Below are 20,096 nucleotides of genomic sequence, written 5' to 3' on the forward strand. Positions count from 1 at the left end.
ACGCTTGAAAAGCGCTTGGTGGCAAATTGAATACTGTCGCCCTTTCCGTTGAGAGCTTCGGCGTGAGCCACAAAGGCTGTGTCCGTGAGCTCAATGAAGACAGCTATCTGGTCGAGCCACAAACTGGCGTCTGGGTGGTAGCCGACGGAATGGGTGGACATGACGCCGGAGAGGTCGCTTCCGCCAGTATCGTCGATCATCTGTCAACAATCGGCATTGCGAGCTCAGCTCCCGATCTTCGCGCCCGCTTCGAGGACAGGCTGGGCCGGGCCAATGCCGAGATCCGAGGCATATCTGAATCCCGCGGCATAACCATCGGTTCCACCGTTGCCGCCCTGCTGGCGATGGACGGGCGGTTTGCCTGCCTGTGGGCGGGTGACAGCCGCGTCTATCTTGTCCGCAACGCCTCGATCTCGCAGATCTCGAGAGACCACACCGAAGTTCAGGAGCTCATCGACCGCGGTATCATCAGCGCAGCCGAAGCACGCACGTGGCCGCGCCGCAATGTCATCACGCAAGCGATCGGCGTCAGCGACGAGATTGTCATCGATTTCCAGCAGGGAGAAATCATGCCGGGGGATATTTTTGTGTTGAGCACGGATGGTCTGACGGCGCATGTCACCGACGCCGAGATCGAGGCGGCGACGGTGTCGGCGACACCTCAGGCAGCCTGCGAGAACCTGCTCGACATGGTGCTGGCGCGCGGCGCAACGGATAACGTCACGATCGTCCTCGTAAAGATAGGACACGAGCGCGATGGCCAATTGCCTCCTCCATATCTGCATAGAGCGAAGGCCTGAGGTTGATGGGCTCCGACGACAAGACGCGCATATCGGGGGGCATGGCCAACACCGTCGTAGGCACGCAACTCAGCGGCATCTACGAGCTCGACGAACGCATCGCATTCGGTGGCATGGGCGAGGTTTACCGTGGTCATAATATCCAGACCGGTGACCATGTCGCGATCAAGATCGTCTTGCCCGAGTTCGCCCGTGACCAGACGATCTTGTCGCTGTTTCGCAAGGAGGCATTGATCCTCAATCACCTGTCGCATGACGCGGTCGTGCGCTACCACGTCTTCACGATCGATCCCGGGATCGGCCGTCCCTACCTTGCCATGGAATTCGTCGACGGTGAGTCGCTGTTCGACATCATGCGGCGTGGCGCGATGCCGGCGGCTGATGTGCGCAAGCTCTGCCACCGCCTCGCCTCCGGCCTGAGCGCCGTGCACCAGGCGGGAGCAATACACCGCGACCTCTCGCCCGATAACATCATCTTGCCGGGAGGCCGGGTCGACCGCGCGAAGATCATAGATTTCGGTATCGCCCGGTCGGCGAGTGTCGGCGGTGAGACCCTGATCGGCGGAAAGTTTGCGGGAAAATACAACTATGTTTCACCCGAACAGCTCGGGCTCTACAGCGGCGATGTCAGTGAGCAATCCGATATCTACAGCCTGGGGCTGGTGCTGGTTGCCGCCTTGCGCGGCAAGCCAATCGATATGAGCGGATCGCAATTCGAGGTCATCGAAAAGCGCCGGACCGTGCCTGATCTCACCGACATCGACGATGATTTTCGTGACATCGTTGAACCCATGCTGCAACCGGATCCGCAGGACCGACCGGTTAGCATGGCGGAAATCGCCAGGATGACGCGTGACGAAAACGAGGAGACAACCCCGCCGGCGTCCATCACACCCCGCGATCGGTCGGCTTTGCCGCGAACCTTTGCATCCGGCAGCAAAACCCAGGCACGATCACACAATGTTGAGAGGCACGACGACGCAGCCGCAGCGGGCCCAGGCGGACAGCCCTTCGTAGAGCACGTGCGGCCCGCGCATTTGTTCGAACGGCCGCCTCCGGCGCCGATGCCGCGCGAGGCCACGGCGCGTTTGCCTGGAAGGTCCACAAAGACCCGAACCCTGGCGATCGCTGGCTTGGCGATGCTGGCCGTGGCCTCCGGCGCGGGCCTTTACCTGGGCGGCTTCATGACGCCTGCCACACCGACTGCCGGCAAGACATCGCTTTTGCCACCGGAGCCGTCCAAGCTCCCGCCCGGCTTGTCAAAGCCGCCCCTGGCGGACTCTGCCGCCCCTGAGCCGGCAAAGGCAGTTTCGCCCGTGCAGGCCAGCGGACAGGCGGCTGAAAATCCGGCAGATACGTTGGGGGTTCAAAAGCCGGAGCCAACCAAGCCCGCCGAAGTCCCCTCGCAGAACGACGTCGTCGCGAAGCCACCCGCAACGGACGCCAGGCCGCCACCCGAAAAGGCATCGCCGCCAATCCAGCCGGATACGATGACCAGCGACAGTCAAACGTTGGCCGCTTCCAGTGAGACAACCGCCCCGACGCCGCCGGTAGAGAAAGCCTCGACGCTGCCGCCCGCTGAGCCCAAGGTTGGCGAGAGCCAAAAGCCCGAACCGCAGGCCAGCAAGCCGGCGGCACCCGCAACGCGGGAGCCCAATCCCACTGCGGCCCCGCCGGCTGTCGCGAACGCCGAGAGCCCTGCCTTGCCGACAAGCAACCAGCCGGACCAACCTGCTGTCGCGTTGAACGTGCCCAAACCAGAGATTCCCCCGGCCGTCGACGACATCGCCCAACGGGTGTCATGGGTTCGCGACTTCGGCGGCGGCGACTGTTTCTATGCGACGATGACCTCAGCAACCGACAAGGCTGCCGCGATCGAAGGCTTTGGAACATCGGTCCAGCCATTCGAAGGCATGCTGGCCGAGTTCCAGGCCAAATTCCATGTCGAGCCGGACATCAGCGTCCGGCTCATTGAACCAAGCCAATGCGAAGTCACCAATTTTCTGCGCTTTATCGGGCAGACCGCATCAGACAAGCCGCAGCTTGTTCTCGATCGGACATCGGTGCCAAACGGTACGCCGATCAGCGGAACGCTGGTGACGCGTGGCGGGCTCAGGTCCAGCGTGCTGTTGATCGACCATAAAGGCATGGTGTTCAATCTCGACGACCGCATCGTCGTAGAACCCGGCAAGGCTACTTTCAGCATCCCGATTGGTCTCGGGGCCGCCGACAAAGCCGCCGGAAAGGCGGTGCCGCAGATCATAATGGTGATCACGGGCCCTCAGGACATCCAGGCAGCCGCGTTCTCCACGCCCATGCCAGCCTCGGTGCTGCTCCCCAAGATTCTCGAAGAAATCGAGACCGACGGGTCTCAATTCTCGGCCACCGCCCAGTATTTCCGGCTCGGCGGATAGCATGGGCGCCCGATGCAACTCAGCCGCTCTGACCCGCCGATAAAGCAGTTTGATCCGGTTCGGGCCCCTGCCCTGCGTGGCAGCATGAGGCTTGCGGTCATGGGGGGGGCGGCCCTGTTGGCCGTGCTGTCATCCAGCGAAGCGCGCGCCGAGTTCACGGTCTGCAATCAGACTCTGGATGTCGTCAATCTCGCCGTCGGCCAGAAGGTCGACAATGCGGACCAGACCGATGGCTGGTGGACCATCGGCGCCAATCAATGCGTAAACGTCATTCGTGAGGAACTCACGAACCGCTACATCTACATCTACGCAACGGACGTGTTTGGTCATGCGATCCTCACAGGATCGACCGAAATGTGCATTGAGCGGCGACGTTTTTCGATACGCGGCATCGACGAGTGCTGGCAGCGCGGCCATATCGCGGCACAATTTCTTGAAGTCGATACCCTCGAACAGGCGCGGTGGACGTTCTTCCTTACGGGAAGCAATCCGTGACGCACGGTATCGACACGAGCTTCAGGCAGAAAAAGCAGGCGCGCGCGGCCCTTCGCAGGCGCACGCTTCGGCGCAGGCTTGTTGCCGGTCTCGCGGTGGCTGTGCTGCTCTCTATCGCCGCCGGTTTCTACCTCACCGCCGAGTATTGGTCGTTCGGAGACGAAGACGAGGAGTTGCATGCGGTCGAAGGGGCGGACGATATGCCGGCGGACGCATCCGTGTATGTGCCAGCCATTATCGATCTGGCGGGGGACCCGATGTGGATCACGCTGGCGCCCGATGCCAGCGCCGCAACCAAAGGCCGGACAATGCCGCGCCCGGCGGAACTCAACCAGGCCGGCGTTTCTCCACAGATCGAAATCCTGTCTGACGTCATGCTTAGCGCGAGCGAAAAATTCATGACAACGATACCGTCGACGCAAGAGGATTTTGCATTCTTCCAGGCGCAACGAAAGACTGCTGCCCCACCATCCGGTGATCTGCAGAATGATCTTGAGCCATCGCCGATAGAGGGGGAACCAGCCGCAGCGCCCGACCAAAGGGCGGACGCCGATGATCCCGAAGCCGGCTGGGGCGAGACCATCGATGCGGGCGATGCAGCCCTTCCCGCATTCCAGAAGACGCAGATCGAAAACAACACGAGTGTCGCAACCGTCTCGAATGAGTATCAGCGGTTCGAGGCGACCGAAGACACGTTCGTGAAAATCCTCAACGACCGCTCTTTGGACAGCGTCGCGCTCGATGCGCATTTCTCCGCAGAGGACGCCAAGCTGGCAGGGCAAGCGCTGAAGGCGCTTTTCAACCGCGACGGCCTGGAACCGGGCTATGTCATCGCCATGCGTGGTTTCAGGCCGAGGCGCGAGAGGACGACCATGTCGCTGATGCAGGTGTCCATCTACGCCAAGAACGTCTTTGTCGGCACGCTGACACGCAATGCGGCGGGCGCATTCGTATCGGGTGTCGATCCCTGGGTCCGTGAAGATCTGTTCAACTATTCGGGCGCACAGGGGGAAGGCACGCACAAGCGGCAGTATCGCCTGCTCGACGCGATCTACTCGACGGCGGCTCGCAACAGTGTTCCAACCGGCGTGATCGGCGAAGCGATCATGTACCTATCGCGAGGGCAGGATCTGGACGCCTTCGCCAGCGAGGACCAGCGCCTTGTGCTGATCTACTCGCAAACGCCGCGCGGCAAGGGCGAGACTGACGGGCGTGTGCTGTATGTCGGCGTGCAGGGCACCGAAAAGAGCCTCGACTGTTTCGTCTTCCAGCTGAGCGAGGGCCAGTTTGCGTGCGTTACCGGTGACGATCAGGTCCGCTCGCTGACGGTCACCAACGGCATGGTCACGCCCGTCAACGGGGTGATGACATCCACCTTCGGGCCACGCAAGCATCCAATTCTCGGCACCGTTCGCATCCACAAGGGCGTCGACTGGGCGGCTCCCGTTGGCACGCCGATCGCAGCCGCCTTCGATGGTGAGATCACCTTCCAGGGCGATGGCGGCAGCTATGGCAATCTGGTGAAGATCTCGCACCCAAACGGGCGCGAGACGCGCTATGCGCATATGTTGAGATTTGCAATCGGGACCGGTGTCGGAACCAGGGTGAAAGCCGGCGATGTGATCGGCTATATCGGCACCACCGGCCTTTCGACCGGGCCCCACCTGCATTTCGAACTCTACCAGAATGGCGCAGCGATCGACCCACTCGGCACGGTCACCGCGGTCGCTTCCGACGATTCCGCGGTCGAGACGCTCACCGACCGTATCGTTCATGTCGAAAGCGGCGGCAGCGCTCGCGCCAAGAACCCAAATTCCTCAGCAACCGGTGCAGGGCAATTCATAAGCAAGACCTGGATCAGGATGATGAACACCTACCGCCCGGAACTTGCGCGCACGCTGTCGACAGCCGACCTGCTCGCACTGCGCTACGACGCCACGATCTCGCGTGAGATGGTTCGCAACCTGGCTCGCGAAGGCGAGGCCTATCTTCGGGAGCGTGGTCACCAGATTACGGCGGGCAGACTCTATCTCTGTCATTTCCTGGGAATGGAAGGCGCGCACCAGGTGCTGTCGGCCACAGGTTCGGCGCAACTGAGCGCCGTGCTGGGGTCGGCCGTCATCCAGGCCAACCCGTTTCTCACCGGCAAGACCGCCAGCTACGTCGTGGACTGGGCCGAAAGGAAAATGGGCCAGAAGCTGGGCCGCATGGCCACTGGCGCCGCCCAGCAGACAACGACCACGGAGGTCCGCCAGACGTCACCGGAGTTTGAAAAATACAAGCAGGCCGTCACCGCCGTCATAAGCTCAATTCAGAATACGCTTTGAACCACGCTCGCGCTGCTCTATCAGATGCTCACCCCTGTCCAAGTTCCATCGGGTAGAACAATCTTCGCCCCATCCCCAGGCTGCGGCGCAGCTTTGCGTGGCTATTGTGTCTTTATCCGCATTTCCACGCGGCGATTGAGCGGATCGTATGGGTTGGAACTGCGCGGGTTCTTTTCACCCATGCCGACCGCGTTGATGCGATCAGGCTCGATGCCGCTGGCCGTGAGGAAGGCGGCTACCGATTTCGCTCGTCGTTGCGACAGGCCTTCGTTGTGGTGCACCGTGCCGGTGGCATCGGTATAGCCTTCGACGACGAAGCTGAACGTGCTCAGCCGGTTGTCCTTCAGGGCTTTGGCGAACTCGTCGAGTTCAGCGCGCGCGGTGGCGTCAAGTTCGGCCGAATCCAAGCCGAAATTGATCAGCATGTCGAGGCCGGTTTTCACTGCCGACGCGTCATTGGACTTGCTTTTGCACTCCTCCGCGGAGCCAACACAAATCCCGCGGGACTTGCCGAGATCGGCCGCACCAGCAAAAAACTTCACGATGTCTTCCGATTTCTGAACGGGGTCGGCGGAAGCGTGGGTCGAGAAAAGCACGACCGCCAACACAAAAGCTGAACTGCTCCACTGCATAGCGGCTCCTCCTGGTTGAGTATTCCGATTTTCGATGTTGGGATCATAGCAAATTCGCAGGCAATTGTCTGTCTGCAATCGCCGGGGGCGTGACAGTTGTTGCCGCGTCACCGGTTGAGACTTGACCCGCGCCGCGCCTAAGGCTTGAGTGGCCAAGCTTCTCGATGAAAGCGTGGCGGTCATGGCCAATGGGCTCCGGTTCAAAACGGCAAGGGATCTTTTCGCGGCGTGTCCTGCTATTGCGCGGGACATGAGGAGCCTTCCAACCGACCAGCGCTCGATCGAGTTTTGCCGCGACCTTCTCGCAGGGCGCGTTCCCGAGGAAGCGGTTACATTTTGTGCCTACCTGCTTCCCGAGCGAGCCGCGGTCTGGTGGGCCCATGAATGCCTGAGCCACCTGGCCGACCTGTTGGATGAGACCGATCATCAGTTGCTCCCGCTGGTCCACAACTGGGTGGGCGAACCGGACAGTCTCCGCCACCAGGCGGCGCTCAGCACAGCCGGCGCGACGCCGCCAACAACGCCGGTCGGCTGGATTGCTCTGGCCGCGGGATGGCGTGACAATGGTTCGGCCAGGGCCGCGACGATGGCACCGGCGTTGCTGCCGTTTCCAGCCGCCCACGCAATCAATGCCGGGATTCTGGCCGGACTGGCGCGTGTCGCACTGGCTGACCGGTTCGCCGTTCTTTCGGCATTTGTCGAAATGGGCATCCAGATGGCTGAGATCGAGGCCCTGAGCCAAGCAGCGGATGCGGATTAGAGCATTCGCCCGGCAGAAACCGATGGATGCCGTCATCATCCTGGCTTACTTACAGCCACCTTGCGCCCATTTTGCGAGCGCCACCTTGAAGCGCGTTCCAAGCGGATGTTGAAGCCGTAAGACAGACACGTCGTTGGCGGCGAAATTTTTCGACTGTTCACACAGCCGGGCCTCGTTCCATTCATGGCAACCGTCGCAGTGCTTTCCTTCCCATACCGACTTGTCGAGCCCCTCCACAGGACTGAAGCGTGGCTTGCCCTTGATCAGCTCCGCAATGCTCTTGCCGTCGATTTCCGGATCGCCGAAATCGACAGGATCGTCAAAAAAGATAGGCTCGTCGGAGGCAAGCCTTGGGATTTTCTGACGAAGCATATCGAGCGAAAGTTGGGCGTCGTCGGCGCCCGACGGGTTTGCCGCAACGTTTCGCCCATCCGAACCGGCTTCCGATTTCTGAGTGGTCGCCTCGCCGACGATCAGCGGTGCGTTGAGGTCGATCTTGTGCAGGACGACCTCAGTGGTCAGCGAGACATTGCTCCAGGGGCGCTGTTTGCCGGCGGTTACCTTGAAGACATCGGCGGTAACGCGGTTCATGGCTTCGGTGATGGAAACGTTTGTTTCGCCCATATGCGCCAGCAGCGCCGAAGCGAACGGCGAATGTTGGCCCGACCCGTCAAAGGCGACCTGATTGGGACTGGTGGCGAACGCGACAAGCGTGCCGGCGCCACCATTCTCGATGGGAATTTCGGCAAGGCCGCTTCTTGCTCCCTTCACGCCGGCGGTCTTTGCCAGCACTTCGGCAAGCGGATTGTCACGGCAAGCGTCGAGAAAAATCAGCCTTATGCTGGTCTCGCGCGACATTTGCCGCAGAACGAAGTCCACGGGCACCGCCTCGAAATCGAGCGAAGTCTCGTCCTCGAGTGCTGCGTCGACCGGAAGAAGGTAGTTGCTGCCTGAAACCTGCAACCCGTGGCCGGCGTAGAAAAAAAGGGCGATATCGGCGCCGCGCACCTGCTTTGCGAATTGCGCAATCGTCGTCTGGGTCTGCAATTTGGTCAGATCGAAGCCGGAAACGACTTCAAAGTCCAGATTCTCGAGGCGTTCGGCCATGGCGTGGGCGTCGCGTACCGGATTGGTCAGCGCCGGCGCATGCTCATATTGGGAGTTGCCAAGGACCAACGCAACACGGCGTTCAGCACTGGCGGCCGACAAAGTCAAAAGCAGTGCCAGCGCTACAAGCGCAATGGCGCCCACAAGTCCACCGCAATGGCCGATACGATCAAAACCCACCCGGGACAACAGGTCGTCCCTCAGTTGACGAGCTTAGTGGCGGAAAATTCGATCCGCCGATTGAGCGCCTTGTTCTTCGGCGTGTCGTTGTCGGCAACCGGGCGCTCCTCGCCATAGCCAGTCGCCGCGATCTGGGTGCGCGGAATGCCAGCGGCAACTATGGCGTCGGCAACCGCCTGGGCCCTTCGCTCCGACAGGCGCTTGTTCTCGATGGGCGACCCGTCGGAATCGGTGTGTCCAGAAACCTCGACCTTCAGGCCCGGGCACTTGCCCACGACGCCGACGACCTCAGCAAGCAGCGGCCGGCTTTGGCTATCGAGCCGCGCGCTCGCCGTTCTAAAGTAGATGGCTCCGGTGCGCGACAGCACCGCGAACCTGTTGAGGCACTCCTCGTCGCTGAAGCTGGTCTTCGCCGCATCGGTGGTGACAGGCCCGACATCGGCAGTGCTCGCCGCAACCGGTTGGACAACAGCCGGCTTGCTGCCGTCAGCGATGAAAACGAAATCGAATGAAACCGATGCCGTGGGAACAATATTGGTCACGTTGGCCGCCTGCTGGAGTTTATCCACGTTCGGCAGCAATCCGAAGTCTTCCACATGCACGGCGACAGGAGCCTCCGAAGCGACCGACACCATGGTGTCGCTGATCATGGTGACCACGATGTTGGCTTGAAGATCCTTGTCGACCCCGTGCAGGCTGAGACGGAACGGAAGAACCGCCTTCACACGTCGCTTGGTCGCCAGGTCGGCAAATGCGGCGGGATCTACCTTCGCGGTCAGTTCGGCGGAGGGAAACTTGAATGTCTCGAAGAAAAGGAACCGCATGCGGACGTTGCGAAGGTCAACCCCTGTATCGACCGAATTGAGGTCGAAGGTGACTTTCGCATCACCCGCCGAGGTGAGGCTACCGGAAATATTCCTGATCTTGTTGGTTTCGACGATCGTGTTCTTCTTGACCGACTGATAGGTCAGGACCGAAGCGGTCGAGTCCAGCGTCCAGTTCGTCTCTGCCTTCGCAGTTCCCAGTCCGGGCCAAATCAACACCAACAACGCAACGACCAAGCCAAGCGCGTTTATAACGAGCCAGCCTCTTGCCCGTGTTTTCCACCAGACTCCCACGACTTCGAACATGGAACCCCCTGCCTAGAGCAGTTCACGATTTCTCAGCGAGGAGCATAGAACACTTGCTGTCGCTTGGCGAGCATCTCGCGTGGTGCGGTGCACCACTCCCGAGCGATGCAAATCTCGGGTTCATCGTCTTGGTTAGAAGGCGATCTTCAGTCCGAGCTTGGCGCCGATGGTGGAACTGTCCGATGACACCTTGCCGCGAACTTCGCCGTTGACGGTGGTCGCGGCCGACATCTTCAGGTTGAAGCCGGTCGACAGCGCGGCGGAAAAATCGGCATCGTCGAAGTCGATCTCCCTGGTGTCGATTTCGGTGGTGTTCTTGTAGCCGAAACGCTGCTGCAATTCGCCTCGCGCATAGGGGCTGATCACCATGCCGTTGCTCAACGTGTAGTCGCCATAGATGCCGGGCTCGAGCTTGATCGCGCCGAAAGAAAGCTGGCTCTTGCCGAACTCGTTGCCGCCGCTGTCTTTATAGGGATCGCCGCGGAAGGAAACGCCAAGCAGGCCGCCACGCAGATCGAAGCGGGTGCGCTCGCCCAGCTTGAAGATATGGCCGACCGATGCCGTCACTGCATAGCCCTTGGTATCATAGCTGCCGGTGGTGCCGAGCACGCCGTTCGTCACGTCGCTTCCGCCGATGAAGCCGGAGGCCGAGACGAGCGCGTAATTGTAGTCCTTGCGAAACAGCGCGTAGCCGCCGAACAGGCCGGCCTTGTTGGTCCCTTCGCCGATGGCATCAAATCCCCGAAACGCGCCGAGGTTGACGTCGGTCGAGGCGTAGCCGGCGAAAACGCCGATGTTCAGGCCGTACTCATTGTCGAACTGGAAGTGTTTGGCGGCATTGAAATCCAGGCTGATGGCAGCCGAAAAATCATTGGCATCGAAGCTCGGGCCGGAGCCGTTCAAGCCGCCGCCGCTGATGTTGTAGCCGTCATGCTCGGTATGGGCGAACTGGCCTGAAGCAAAGACCCCGAAACTTTCCGAAACCTGCACCATTCCAGAACCGGATGCGGGCGAGAGATGCAGGTCAGCATCGAGCGCGTCGCGGTTTATGCCGTAGAGAGCCTCGATTGCCACCGCGACCGCGCCGGCGTTGGTGGCACTGGTCGGCGCCGCCGCAATGCCAAAATTGACTGGCGTGGCACGCAGGAACACGCTGCCATTCGGGCCTGTGACGATCGCATAGGTGAAAAGCGAACCCGGTGTGCCGGGCACGCCTGCGACGCTGAACGTCCCGGTGACCGGGCCGTTGGTCGAAACAATCAGCGGTATGTCGGTCGGCTCGGCAAATTGCGGCGTGCCGAGCAGGTTGACGATGATGGTATTGGCGCCGGTTGCCGAAAACGCATCGGCAATGAGCTGATCCGACTGAGATGTCTGCTGGTTGATGTCGAGGCCGATGCTGGCACCGTTGAGGGTGAGGCCGCCTAGCGTCAACACATCGCCAGCGACACCGTTCGTCATGTCGATCAGCGAATTCGTCGCGATGATCGAACCCGGCATGGTGACGTTGCCGTTGATGAACAGCGTCGAGCCACTGCCCAGGTTGAGGTGGTTGATGCCTTGTATGCCGCCGTTGAAGCGCAGCGTGGAATTGTCGGAGGAAAAATTGTCGAAGCCGGTAAAGTTCTGGCTCTTGCCGCCGGCAGCGAGATCGGTGCCGGTGATGGTGCCGTTGGCGCCCGTGCCGCTGAACAGAACGCCATCGCTCAAATTGAGGGGGTCAACCGCACCGATGCCGTCGATCACGAGCGTGTCGGGACCAAGACCGGTAATGTTACCGCCGATCGTGCCGCCCGACAGATGGACATGCTCGGCGTCTATGCCGCCCGTGATGGTGCCGCCGGTGACCGAGACATTGTCGAAGCCGGCGCCGCCGGAAACGCTGGATCCGATGGCGCCGCCGCTGATGACAATCAGATCGTCACCGACATCGCCGGTGACCTCTCCCGCAAGCACGCCGCCGGAGACCAATATCTGATCGTTGCCGTCGTTGCCTTCCAGAAAACTGTTTATGGTGCCGCCGCGCAGCGTAATAACATCATTGCCGGCACCACCGCTTACCGCACCCGCAAGAGTGCCGCCGGTCATGTCGAAGGTGTCGTCACCATCCTCCAGCCCGACAGAATCCGTGCCCTCCCCACCCTCACCTGGGTCGATGCCGACACTGGCGTTGCCCGAGATCGATACGCTGTCGTCCTGGCTGCCGGCATAGATCGAGCCGTCGACCGTGCCGCCGCTGACGGTATAGGTGTTGCCGCCGCCTTCGCCGAACACCGAGCCGGTCACATGGCCCGCGGTCATGTTGAAAATGTCGGCGCCGCCCGCAAGATCAACGATGCCCGGCGATATGGTTGTGCCGACGGTTCCACCGTCGATGTTGACGGTGTCGTTGCCATCGTTGCCGAAAATGCTGCCGCCTATGGTGGCGTTGCCACTGACCGTTATTGTGTCGTTGCCGGCCTCTCCATCGATATCCAATTCGATTGCGGTATTGCCGCCGATGCTGACCTGGTCGTCGCCGGCCCCGGCATCCACGGCCTCGACGTTGCCTCCCCCTATGGTAATGGTATCACCGCCCTCACCCCCAGAGATGATACCGACGATTGGCTCGCTGAAAAAAACGCCTTCCTCGACCTCGAGGATACCGACCGATATCAGGTCGTCACCGATGCCACCGGTCACATTGCCGACCTGTGTGCCGCTGCCGGATATCACGACACTGTCGACACCATCTCCAAGATCGATGTCGTGGATGCTGCCGGCCTGGATGATAACGGTGTCATCGCCCGCCCCGGCGTCGAGATTGGCGTCGACATTTGGGGCGAACGGATCGCCCGACAAATCCCCATAGGACATCTCGAACCGGTCGTTGCCGCCAAAGAGTTCGAGGGTCCCCTCTGCCGACTGCAAGGATGTCGTTGCCGATGACGTTACCGGCGGCAGGCCACTTATGACGGGGGTAGGCGTGCTGTTGTCCAGGATACCGCCAAAGATGCTAACAATGTCATCGCCGTTTCCGTCATAATCGTTGACGATGACTGTCGACGAGTCGTTGGCTTGCCCCTTGTATCCCGCGAACCCCGTTGTGAATACGCCGCCGACATCCTGGACGTTTCCAGTTGTGCTGCACTCGACCGTGACCGATGTCGTTTCGAACGTCGTTTCGGCCGAGATGCCTGAGCCGACTGTTGTACCAGCACCGCTTGCGATAGCCGAGCACGCTTCCGCGCCAGATATCTGCAACGTGGATGCCGCCGCTAACGCAAGCAACGAAACACCCGCCAATTGATAGGCCTCGCGCGGCACTCTCATTCGATCCCACCTTACGAGAATCGATACCGTCACAGTTAAGGCAATTACAATAAATCACCGGCCCTTCAATGGGGCTCGTTGACTTGATTGCAGGCAGTGTACGCAGCGCGCTGCTCGTCGGCAATGGTTAGGCGTTCGCTCTCAGGCCACTATAAGGTCATGTGTGGCGACAAGGTCACTATCGAACTCAGATTGAACCGCTGGGATGCAGTACAACGCCGTACAAGGACGGGAACATCTAGAGGTCAGAATAGGCTGCCGAAACGGTCAGGCTTCCCGCGTGGGCAACCTTGCGGTCGTAACTTGCCCATATTTCCCCGCCGCACTGCTGGGCCCAGCGATGACAAAAAGAAAAATCGGTAGGCAAGTCCACGTCCGGCGTCACGATCTTCGAAAATGGCGTCAGAAAGCTCTCGAACTGTGCGGCGTATTTGTTTTTTCTGTAGCGCGACCGGTTCACCGTTTCGGGCAGTTTCTCAATTATCCTGGCGACGCAGTCGCGCGAAACCAAGAAGATACCCGTGCCACATAGCGATACCCGGACAAAGCCGCCCATCTCCTGCCGCGGTTCGATGATGGTTCCGAGGAACTCCAGGCTTTGCGCAAAGGCCTTGTCGAACGGCAGTTTCGACAGCGAGTGAAGTTTGCGAAGGTCGACCAGACGCCGCGGATACAAAGTGCCGACTACAGGCTTGTCGAGCGCCAGCATCGCGGCAATGAGATCGGGCGAAAAGCCCATGTCGCTGTCGATCATCAGGATGTGACTGCAGTCCAGCTTCTTGTAGTAGAAATTCGTGAGCAGATAGTTCCGGGAAAACGGTATATCCGTGTACTCGATTTCCGACAGCGTGAACGCGTAGCTGGAAAGGCTTTCGTGAGTCAGGGCCGCAAAAAGGCTGCGAACGAATACGCTTTTGTAGGCTGCTCCGTAAACCGGCAGCGCGAGGTTGATCTTGGTCGGCATCGAGCCCTCCACGGTCCAGTGACTGCATACAAATCCCTTTTTCCTATCTTTGACAGGATACTTGGTATAAAAATTTGCGGGCCTTTGGCGGCACGGGGTCCAAACGCTCGGGCAGGATTGCGTTTGCGTCTGGTGCGTTCGAAGGCCGCCGGATCAAGATTGACGCAGGCTGGAACGAGCATGCCGATATGACCCACCGCCACGGATACTTGCGCATCCCGCTGCTCATGCTTTTCGCGATTTTGAGCACGATCGACGTTCGCGCCGCGGTCGAACAGAACGCCTCATTACAGCCGCGCAACCGGCTGGCGATCGTCATCGGCAACACGAACTACCAGAGCAGGCGTCTCGAGCACCTCGCCAACGCGGTCAACGATGCGACGAAACTGTCCGACAGCCTGAAGCGGCTGAACTTTGAGGTTCTGACTGGAACCGATCTTACCGCCGATGGCTTCGTCAAGCTTTTCCATGACGCCGAGGCGAAGCTGCCCGAAAGCAGCGCCGTACTGATCTTCTACGCCGGCCACGGCATGCAGGTGCAGGGCGAAAACTACCTGCTACCGATCGATACGCCCGATCCGGAAAACCTGGACAAGCTGACGGCGCACGCCGTCAAGCTGAATGATGTGATCGCCAAATTCGCCAGTCGCGGCCGTCAGACCTTCATCTTCCTTGATGCCTGCCGCAACAATCCGCTGGGCAGCGGCGCCAACATCTCCAACGGTCTGGCGCAGGTCGAGGTCGGCGAAAACACGTTTGTCGCCTTCGCCACCCAGCCCGGGAACGTCACCGTCGACGGGACAGGCGAAAACAGCCCGTTCACCACTGCGCTTCTAAAAAACGTCGAAATTCCTGGCTTGAGCATTTCGGACATGATGATCCGCGTCCGCAACGAGACCGAGGCGCTCACCGTCGGCCGCCAGGTGCCGTGGGATCAGTCGAACCTGCGTGAACAATTCTATTTCACCGAACAGCAGATGCTCGATCCGGCGCAGTTGAGCGCGAGCCTGTCGCGCATCCTGTCCGATCCAGACGCCAAGAAGAAGCTGCAGATAGAGCTCGCCTCCAACGACCTGCAGACCGCCGTGCTCATCGTCGGACAGACGCTGCGGTCCGTCGAGATTCCGGCACCGTCAGGCGGTTCAGCGGAGCCGGTCGGCACTCGGGTCGCCAATCTGTCTTCAACCGAAAGCGTTGCAGTCGCTCGCCAGAGCGTCGTCTCCGGCCTCGAAACTCTCATTGTCGGCGCCTCGGCGGGCGAAGCGGAAAAGGACAAGGCAGGCGATCTTGCGCGCAGCATTCAGACCGAACTTCGTCGCCTGGGGTGCTACCGGATGCAAGTTGATGGCGATTGGGGCACAGGCTCCATCCGTGCCCTCACCGACTACTACAAAAACACCAAACAGATCGCACCCACGACCGAGCCGACCGTCGGATTGCTCGGCGATCTCTTTTTGCGTTCCGGCAGAATCTGCAAGCAGCCGGTCATCGTCAAGGCCAAGCCGGCTAAAGTCGCGTCGGACAACGGCCCTTCGCAAACCGGCCCCAGCCGCAAGGCGGCGAAACGCGCGCAGGCCGTCCCGCAACGCCCCATAGCCCCCCCACCAGACATTAGTGGGGGGATAGGCATCGGTGGTGTGTTTTAGGACGTGGGCTGTCAGGCGGGCCTACTTCATTGGCGTTCGTAACATCACGATTTCGCCTCACGGATCGCCTGCAAAGTCGCGTGGCGTAGCATGTGCTCTCGCTTCAAGGTCTTCACTCGTCCGACAAGGCCAGGTTTGATCCATTCGGCGTCTGGCTTGTCGGCTCCCTTCGGTGGCGTGCCTTTCCCCTCCTGCACCTTGGCCCACAGGCGTTCTCGCATGGCTTTGGTCAAGGCGATGTGAGCCGATCCGACATAGCGGCGTTCCGCATCGCGGGTTGCCATCAAAGCGAGTGGTGCCGATCCCGGTTTTAGCTGCACGCCTGCCACTTCAAAGTCGACTTCCTCGTAGCATTTGGTTTTCAGCCACGCTTCGGTGTCGCCTGACCGATAAACGCTGTCAGGCCGCTTCGACACCATGCCCTCCAGGCCCATGCGATCAACCGCGGCGTAGAAGTCGGCCCCGCCGCCATGCACATGGTGACTGTACTGGATCACGCCCTTGGCAGGCCCGACGAGTTCGAGCAGCTTTTCCCGACGTTCCAGCAGAGGTGCTGGGCGCAGGTTGACCCCGTCCAGGTGCAGTAGATCGAAGGCGACGAAGATGATCCGATCCGGCGCCCATCGCATTGCGGACCGCAGCGAATGGAAATCCGACACGCCCTTCCCATTGAGGACGATTGCCTCGCCGTCGATGATTGCCGACTTGGGAGAAAGGGTTGCCGCCGCCTCGACAATCGTCTTGTACGTCGATGACCAGTCATAGCCTCTTCGCGTGATCGCTCGGGCCGTGCCGTCTCGATTATGATTTGCGTCCGATAGCCATCGTACTTGATTTCGTGAATCCAGTTGTCTCCTGTCGGGGGGACCTCGACAAGCCTGGGAAACATTGGCCTGATGAACTTCAGACGCATGAACTGACCCGCAAGACTGCGTTTCAATTTAGCATGCGCTAAAATGGTTCCGGAACATTTTAGACGAATTGACTGTTTGACAGTCATGGCGAGGCCGTCCGACGTGGACCATCCATTCCCGGCAAGGAGCACGGCGGCGAACCAGCCGATGAGGACGACAACTTCTATACCTGCCCGACGTGCGGACAGCAGGTCGACATGCGCGACTTGCGGCAGGTGATTTGGCACGAGCAGCCAAAGCAAGCCGCTCCTGTTGCTGGTAGATTAGCCGCGCCAGCACATCGGCAGCAGCACCCCTCTCAAAATTGGCGGAACATAATTTAGACCCGTCAGTTGGGAGAACTCATGGGAGGCGCGCGATGTTGCAACGTGAAATCTCCATTGTCTCGGACAGGTCGAAATTGGTGGCGGACTATTCTCTGATCGCCGCCGATATAGCCCAGCGTCTATCTTTGCGCGCTTGCAATGACAACGCTTCCGCCAACGTCCCGTGGGCACCGAAACATTCCGAGGCCCCGACTTCGCCGGCCTCGCACACCCGCCGAGTATTCCTCGACCGATCGTGCTTTAGCCACGATCTATGCGTCGACGGTGGTGGGGATAACGCTGATTCTGGCGTCGGCAGTTTGAGTTACGCGACCTGATGCCGCTCTCCCAGAAACTATCTTCGGTTGAGATGACACTCAAATGCCCCGGATGTGGAAACGAGTTCACCAAGCCAGGGCGTTGGTTCATCGTTGCCGCCCACTATCGGTGCGAAGGTTGCCAGCGTTTACACCGCCTTCCTTATCCAGAAAAGGTGGAACTGTTCGAAAGATACGCCCAAGGGTGTGAAGACGGGCTCGGCAGCATCGACAGTGGGCCCGCACCGCTTGGGTGAGGACCGATGCGGGCCCGGCCAAGGGTTGCCTTTCCTTGGCCAGCAGCGTGCGGGGCGCTGCCGCCAAGAACTGAGCATGAGTAATAAGGTTCCGCTGATACAAAAAAGCCCGCCAGCCGTCAGGCCAGTGGGCAGTTCTCATGGGGAAAGCACCGAATGGGAACAGTGCAACGACCGAATCTCGACAGCGCGGTTTTTGTTCCACCGTCCGCGAACAGACCTAGCGTCGTTGCCTTGGTAAACCCGTACGGCAACCCTTCCGGCCTTTCAATTTTTGCCCGATGGCTCGCTACTCTGCGGCCCTGTCACCTCAAGGTTTAGGCCTGACGCTACCCTGTCACAGATAGTCGATATCCACCCAGATGTTACGCCGCAACCGGCGGCGGTGTTACCTTAGTCGAGGTATACCGTGGTGTGCGAGCTGCTCGGCTGGTGGCGTGCGCCTCTCCGTTGCTTGATGTGACTGTAATGGGGCCGCGAGCCGACTGGCAGCTTCCTAGAATCCAGTTGGCAAAAGCGGCCATTCCGCACCGAGCGCCAGTTATCGGATCGAAGGTGTTTTCGGCGTCACAGGCCCGCCAACTGGTGTTATGCTACTTCTCACCGCGAGGCTTGAGCTTACGCGGTGAGAAGTTGAGGAGGAGGATATGTTAGAGACGCAGCTTCAAAGTCGCAATGGCATGCCGATTGGCGCCGACCTCATCGATGAGTTCGCTTCGGGGTTGGCTGGCCGCCTTATCCGGCTCGCTGATGCCGATTACGACGAGGCACGCCGTATTTGGAACGCGGCAATTGATCGACACCCTGGACTCATCGCACGCTGCCTCGGTGTTGCTGATGTAATCCACGCAGTGAAATTCGCCTCTAAAAACGACCTTCTTGTCGCGGTACGTGGGGGCGGTCACAATGTCGCCGGGCGCGCGCTCTGCGACAACGGCATCGTGATCGACCTCTCCGCCATGCGTGGCGTGATGGTTGAGGCCAAGACCCAGACCGTGCGAGTTCAGGGCGGCGCGACGCTTGGCGATCTCGACCGAGAGACGCATTTGCATGGGTTGGCGGTGCCGGTCGGCGTCGTCTCTAAGACCGGCGTTGCCGGTCTGACGCTCGGCGGCGGCGTAGGCTGGCTGGTGCGCAAGCACGGACTGAGCTGCGACAATGTGATTTCGTTTGAGCTGGTGACAGCGGAGGGCAACCTGCTGACGGCCAGCATGGAAGAACACCCCGACCTGTTCTGGGCTTTGCGCGGCGGCGGCGGCAATTTCGGCATCGTCACCTGCTTCACCTTCCGAGCGCAGCAAATATCTTCAGTGCTCGGCGGCCTGATCGTTCACGCACGCGACAAGTCCGGTGAGGTGTTGCGCTTCTATCGTGACTTCATGGCCACGGCACCGGAGGAACTGACTGCCTACGCGGCCATGCTGACGACGCCGGACGGTATGCCGGCGGTCGGCGTAATCGCATGCTGGTGCGGTGACGTGGTAGAAGGCGCACGTGTGCTGGCGCCGCTGCGAGCTTTCGGTCCCCCAATGCTCGATGCCATCCAGCTAATGCCCTTCCCGACGATGCAGAAGCTGCTTGACGGCGCTTTCCCGGACGGGACCCACAATTTCTGGAAGGCGAGCTTCGTTCCGCAACTTACCGACACGATCATAGACCTGCTTGTCGAGCATGGAAATCGGATGAAGTCGCCTCTTTCGGCCTGCATCGTAGAGTTCTATGGCGGCGCGCCAGGCAGGATCAGTCGCGCTGAATCCGCCTTCGCCCAGCGCGGCGCGGAATACAACATAGGAATGACCGCGCAGTGGGTGGATCCGGCCGAAAGCGAAAGGCATATTGCCTGGGTACGCGCCATGTATGATGCGTTCGAGCCGCATTCGAGCGGAATGCACCTTCTGAACTTTCAGAGCGAGCCCGCGGACCAAGTTATCCGCGCCTCATTCGGCGAAAACTACAGACGGCTTGCGGAAGTGAAAAGCAAATACGACCCGACCAACTTTTTTAGCGTCAACCAAAACATCTCGGCCGCGACACATTAAGCGCCTTCGACAAACTGAGGCGAACTGATCGAAAGTTCCCTTGGGGTCAGCATGATCGCGGGCACCTAGGCATAAGCTCGGGGCTATCAGCACCGTGCATCCGGACGGGTCTCCAGAGGCAGCCGTCATACAGGTGACGTTGGGCGACGACCTCAACATCGTGTTCGACAGCTTTCCCGGAAGCGGAAGCTGGCAAATATCAAACGAGACAGCCGGATCGCCATGGTGATCGGCTGGGATGAAAATGTCACGGTTCAAATCGAAGGCCGGGCCCGACCTGCCAAGGCTAACGAATCACAGCGGTTGAGAGATGTCCACGTTGCCAACTGTCCGCTTGAAGCGGAGTTTCTAAAGCAAGGGGCACAACTTTTTACGATTTCGCCTCGATGGATTCGCTATTCCGATTTCAGAGGCGAGCCGATGGTTTTTGAGCTGTCCGGCAACTCGCTTGCGAAATAGGGATTAGCCCCGCCACCTCTCGGCAGCGGGCCGCCGCC

General features: G+C 60.2%; 14 protein-coding genes. 8 read left to right on the forward strand and 6 right to left on the reverse strand.

Annotated features, from left to right (window positions below):
- The first annotated feature begins 26 nt into the window (after nucleotides 1-26).
- From A9K65_RS33265 to A9K65_RS33280, 4 genes are all read left to right on the forward strand, one after another.
- Nucleotides 27-800: a protein phosphatase 2C domain-containing protein gene (locus tag A9K65_RS33265; RefSeq protein WP_013525286.1), complete on the forward strand. Its 774-nt coding sequence runs from the start codon at nucleotides 27-29 to the stop codon at nucleotides 798-800.
- 5 nt (nucleotides 801-805) lie between these two features.
- Entirely contained in the window at nucleotides 806-3,214 is a 2,409-nt protein-coding gene (locus A9K65_RS33270) for a serine/threonine-protein kinase (protein ID WP_027163198.1), read from the forward strand.
- 84 nt (nucleotides 3,215-3,298) lie between these two features.
- Nucleotides 3,299-3,709 carry a DUF1036 domain-containing protein gene (locus tag A9K65_RS33275; protein ID WP_024504491.1) on the forward strand — a complete coding sequence of 137 codons (411 nt, stop codon included), beginning with the start codon at nucleotides 3,299-3,301 and terminating at the stop codon, nucleotides 3,707-3,709.
- Nucleotides 3,706-6,036, forward strand: a complete 2,331-nt coding sequence (locus tag A9K65_RS33280; protein WP_063173928.1) for a M23 family metallopeptidase — start codon at nucleotides 3,706-3,708, stop codon at nucleotides 6,034-6,036. The genes A9K65_RS33275 and A9K65_RS33280 overlap by 4 nt, the downstream gene beginning before the upstream one ends.
- Nucleotides 6,037-6,137: 101 nt before the next feature.
- On the opposite strand, the gene A9K65_RS33285 is transcribed toward A9K65_RS33280, so the two are convergent.
- On the reverse strand, nucleotides 6,138-6,668 hold the full coding sequence (locus tag A9K65_RS33285; protein ID WP_013525282.1) for an OmpA family protein: 531 nt from the start codon (nucleotides 6,666-6,668) through the stop codon (nucleotides 6,138-6,140).
- A 148-nt stretch (nucleotides 6,669-6,816) separates the two neighbouring features.
- Between A9K65_RS33285 and A9K65_RS33290 the strand changes: the two genes are divergently transcribed.
- On the forward strand, nucleotides 6,817-7,428 hold the full coding sequence (locus A9K65_RS33290) for a hypothetical protein (protein WP_244507016.1): 612 nt from the start codon (nucleotides 6,817-6,819) through the stop codon (nucleotides 7,426-7,428).
- 45 nt (nucleotides 7,429-7,473) lie between these two features.
- On the opposite strand, the gene A9K65_RS33295 is transcribed toward A9K65_RS33290, so the two are convergent.
- The 4 genes from A9K65_RS33295 to A9K65_RS33310 form a co-directional block, all read right to left on the reverse strand.
- On the reverse strand, nucleotides 7,474-8,715 hold the full coding sequence (locus tag A9K65_RS33295) for a caspase domain-containing protein (RefSeq protein ID WP_245322249.1): 1,242 nt from the start codon (nucleotides 8,713-8,715) through the stop codon (nucleotides 7,474-7,476).
- A gap of 20 nt (nucleotides 8,716-8,735) precedes the next feature.
- Nucleotides 8,736-9,845, reverse strand: a complete 1,110-nt coding sequence (locus A9K65_RS33300) for an OmpA family protein (RefSeq protein ID WP_013525279.1) — start codon at nucleotides 9,843-9,845, stop codon at nucleotides 8,736-8,738.
- 132 nt (nucleotides 9,846-9,977) lie between these two features.
- Nucleotides 9,978-13,157, reverse strand: a complete 3,180-nt coding sequence (locus tag A9K65_RS33305) for an autotransporter domain-containing protein (protein WP_064993472.1) — start codon at nucleotides 13,155-13,157, stop codon at nucleotides 9,978-9,980.
- Nucleotides 13,158-13,395: 238 nt separating this feature from the next.
- Nucleotides 13,396-14,121, reverse strand: a complete 726-nt coding sequence (locus A9K65_RS33310; RefSeq protein ID WP_013525277.1) for a hypothetical protein — start codon at nucleotides 14,119-14,121, stop codon at nucleotides 13,396-13,398.
- Between the two features lie 227 nt (nucleotides 14,122-14,348).
- Between A9K65_RS33310 and A9K65_RS33315 the strand changes: the two genes are divergently transcribed.
- On the forward strand, nucleotides 14,349-15,767 hold the full coding sequence (locus A9K65_RS33315) for a caspase family protein (RefSeq protein ID WP_245322250.1): 1,419 nt from the start codon (nucleotides 14,349-14,351) through the stop codon (nucleotides 15,765-15,767).
- Nucleotides 15,768-15,811: 44 nt separating this feature from the next.
- Here A9K65_RS33315 and A9K65_RS33320 read toward each other — a convergent pair whose 3' ends face one another.
- Nucleotides 15,812-16,708, reverse strand: coding sequence for an ATP-dependent DNA ligase (locus tag A9K65_RS33320; RefSeq protein ID WP_338039912.1), 897 nt, complete (start codon nucleotides 16,706-16,708; stop codon nucleotides 15,812-15,814).
- A gap of 1,499 nt (nucleotides 16,709-18,207) precedes the next feature.
- Between A9K65_RS33320 and A9K65_RS33340 the strand changes: the two genes are divergently transcribed.
- Complete coding sequence (locus A9K65_RS33340; RefSeq protein ID WP_063173930.1) at nucleotides 18,208-19,599, forward strand: FAD-binding oxidoreductase; 1,392 nt, start codon at nucleotides 18,208-18,210, stop codon at nucleotides 19,597-19,599.
- Between the two features lie 222 nt (nucleotides 19,600-19,821).
- A complete protein-coding gene (locus tag A9K65_RS33345) occupies nucleotides 19,822-20,058 on the forward strand; it encodes a hypothetical protein (protein WP_063173931.1) in 237 nt (78 codons plus the stop codon).
- Nucleotides 20,059-20,096 lie beyond the last annotated feature (38 nt).

Origin of the sequence: Mesorhizobium sp. WSM1497 (assembly GCF_001672455.2) — a bacterium.
In the GTDB taxonomy this organism is placed as follows: domain Bacteria; phylum Pseudomonadota; class Alphaproteobacteria; order Rhizobiales; family Rhizobiaceae; genus Mesorhizobium; species Mesorhizobium ciceri.

What these genes read in the sequence shown, in the direction of transcription:
- A9K65_RS33345 (WP_063173931.1), top strand. Translation starts at nt 19,822, where the DNA reads ATGGTGATCGGCTGGGATGAAAATGTCACGGTTCAAATCGAAGGCCGG.
- A9K65_RS33300 (WP_013525279.1), bottom strand. Translation starts at nt 9,845, where the DNA reads ATGTTCGAAGTCGTGGGAGTCTGGTGGAAAACACGGGCAAGAGGCTGG.
- A9K65_RS33315 (WP_245322250.1), top strand. Translation starts at nt 14,349, where the DNA reads ATGCTTTTCGCGATTTTGAGCACGATCGACGTTCGCGCCGCGGTCGAA.
- A9K65_RS33305 (WP_064993472.1), bottom strand. Translation starts at nt 13,157, where the DNA reads ATGAGAGTGCCGCGCGAGGCCTATCAATTGGCGGGTGTTTCGTTGCTT.
- A9K65_RS33310 (WP_013525277.1), bottom strand. Translation starts at nt 14,121, where the DNA reads ATGCCGACCAAGATCAACCTCGCGCTGCCGGTTTACGGAGCAGCCTAC.
- A9K65_RS33275 (WP_024504491.1), top strand. Translation starts at nt 3,299, where the DNA reads ATGAGGCTTGCGGTCATGGGGGGGGCGGCCCTGTTGGCCGTGCTGTCA.
- A9K65_RS33340 (WP_063173930.1), top strand. Translation starts at nt 18,208, where the DNA reads ATGTTAGAGACGCAGCTTCAAAGTCGCAATGGCATGCCGATTGGCGCC.
- A9K65_RS33270 (WP_027163198.1), top strand. Translation starts at nt 806, where the DNA reads ATGGGCTCCGACGACAAGACGCGCATATCGGGGGGCATGGCCAACACC.
- A9K65_RS33285 (WP_013525282.1), bottom strand. Translation starts at nt 6,668, where the DNA reads ATGCAGTGGAGCAGTTCAGCTTTTGTGTTGGCGGTCGTGCTTTTCTCG.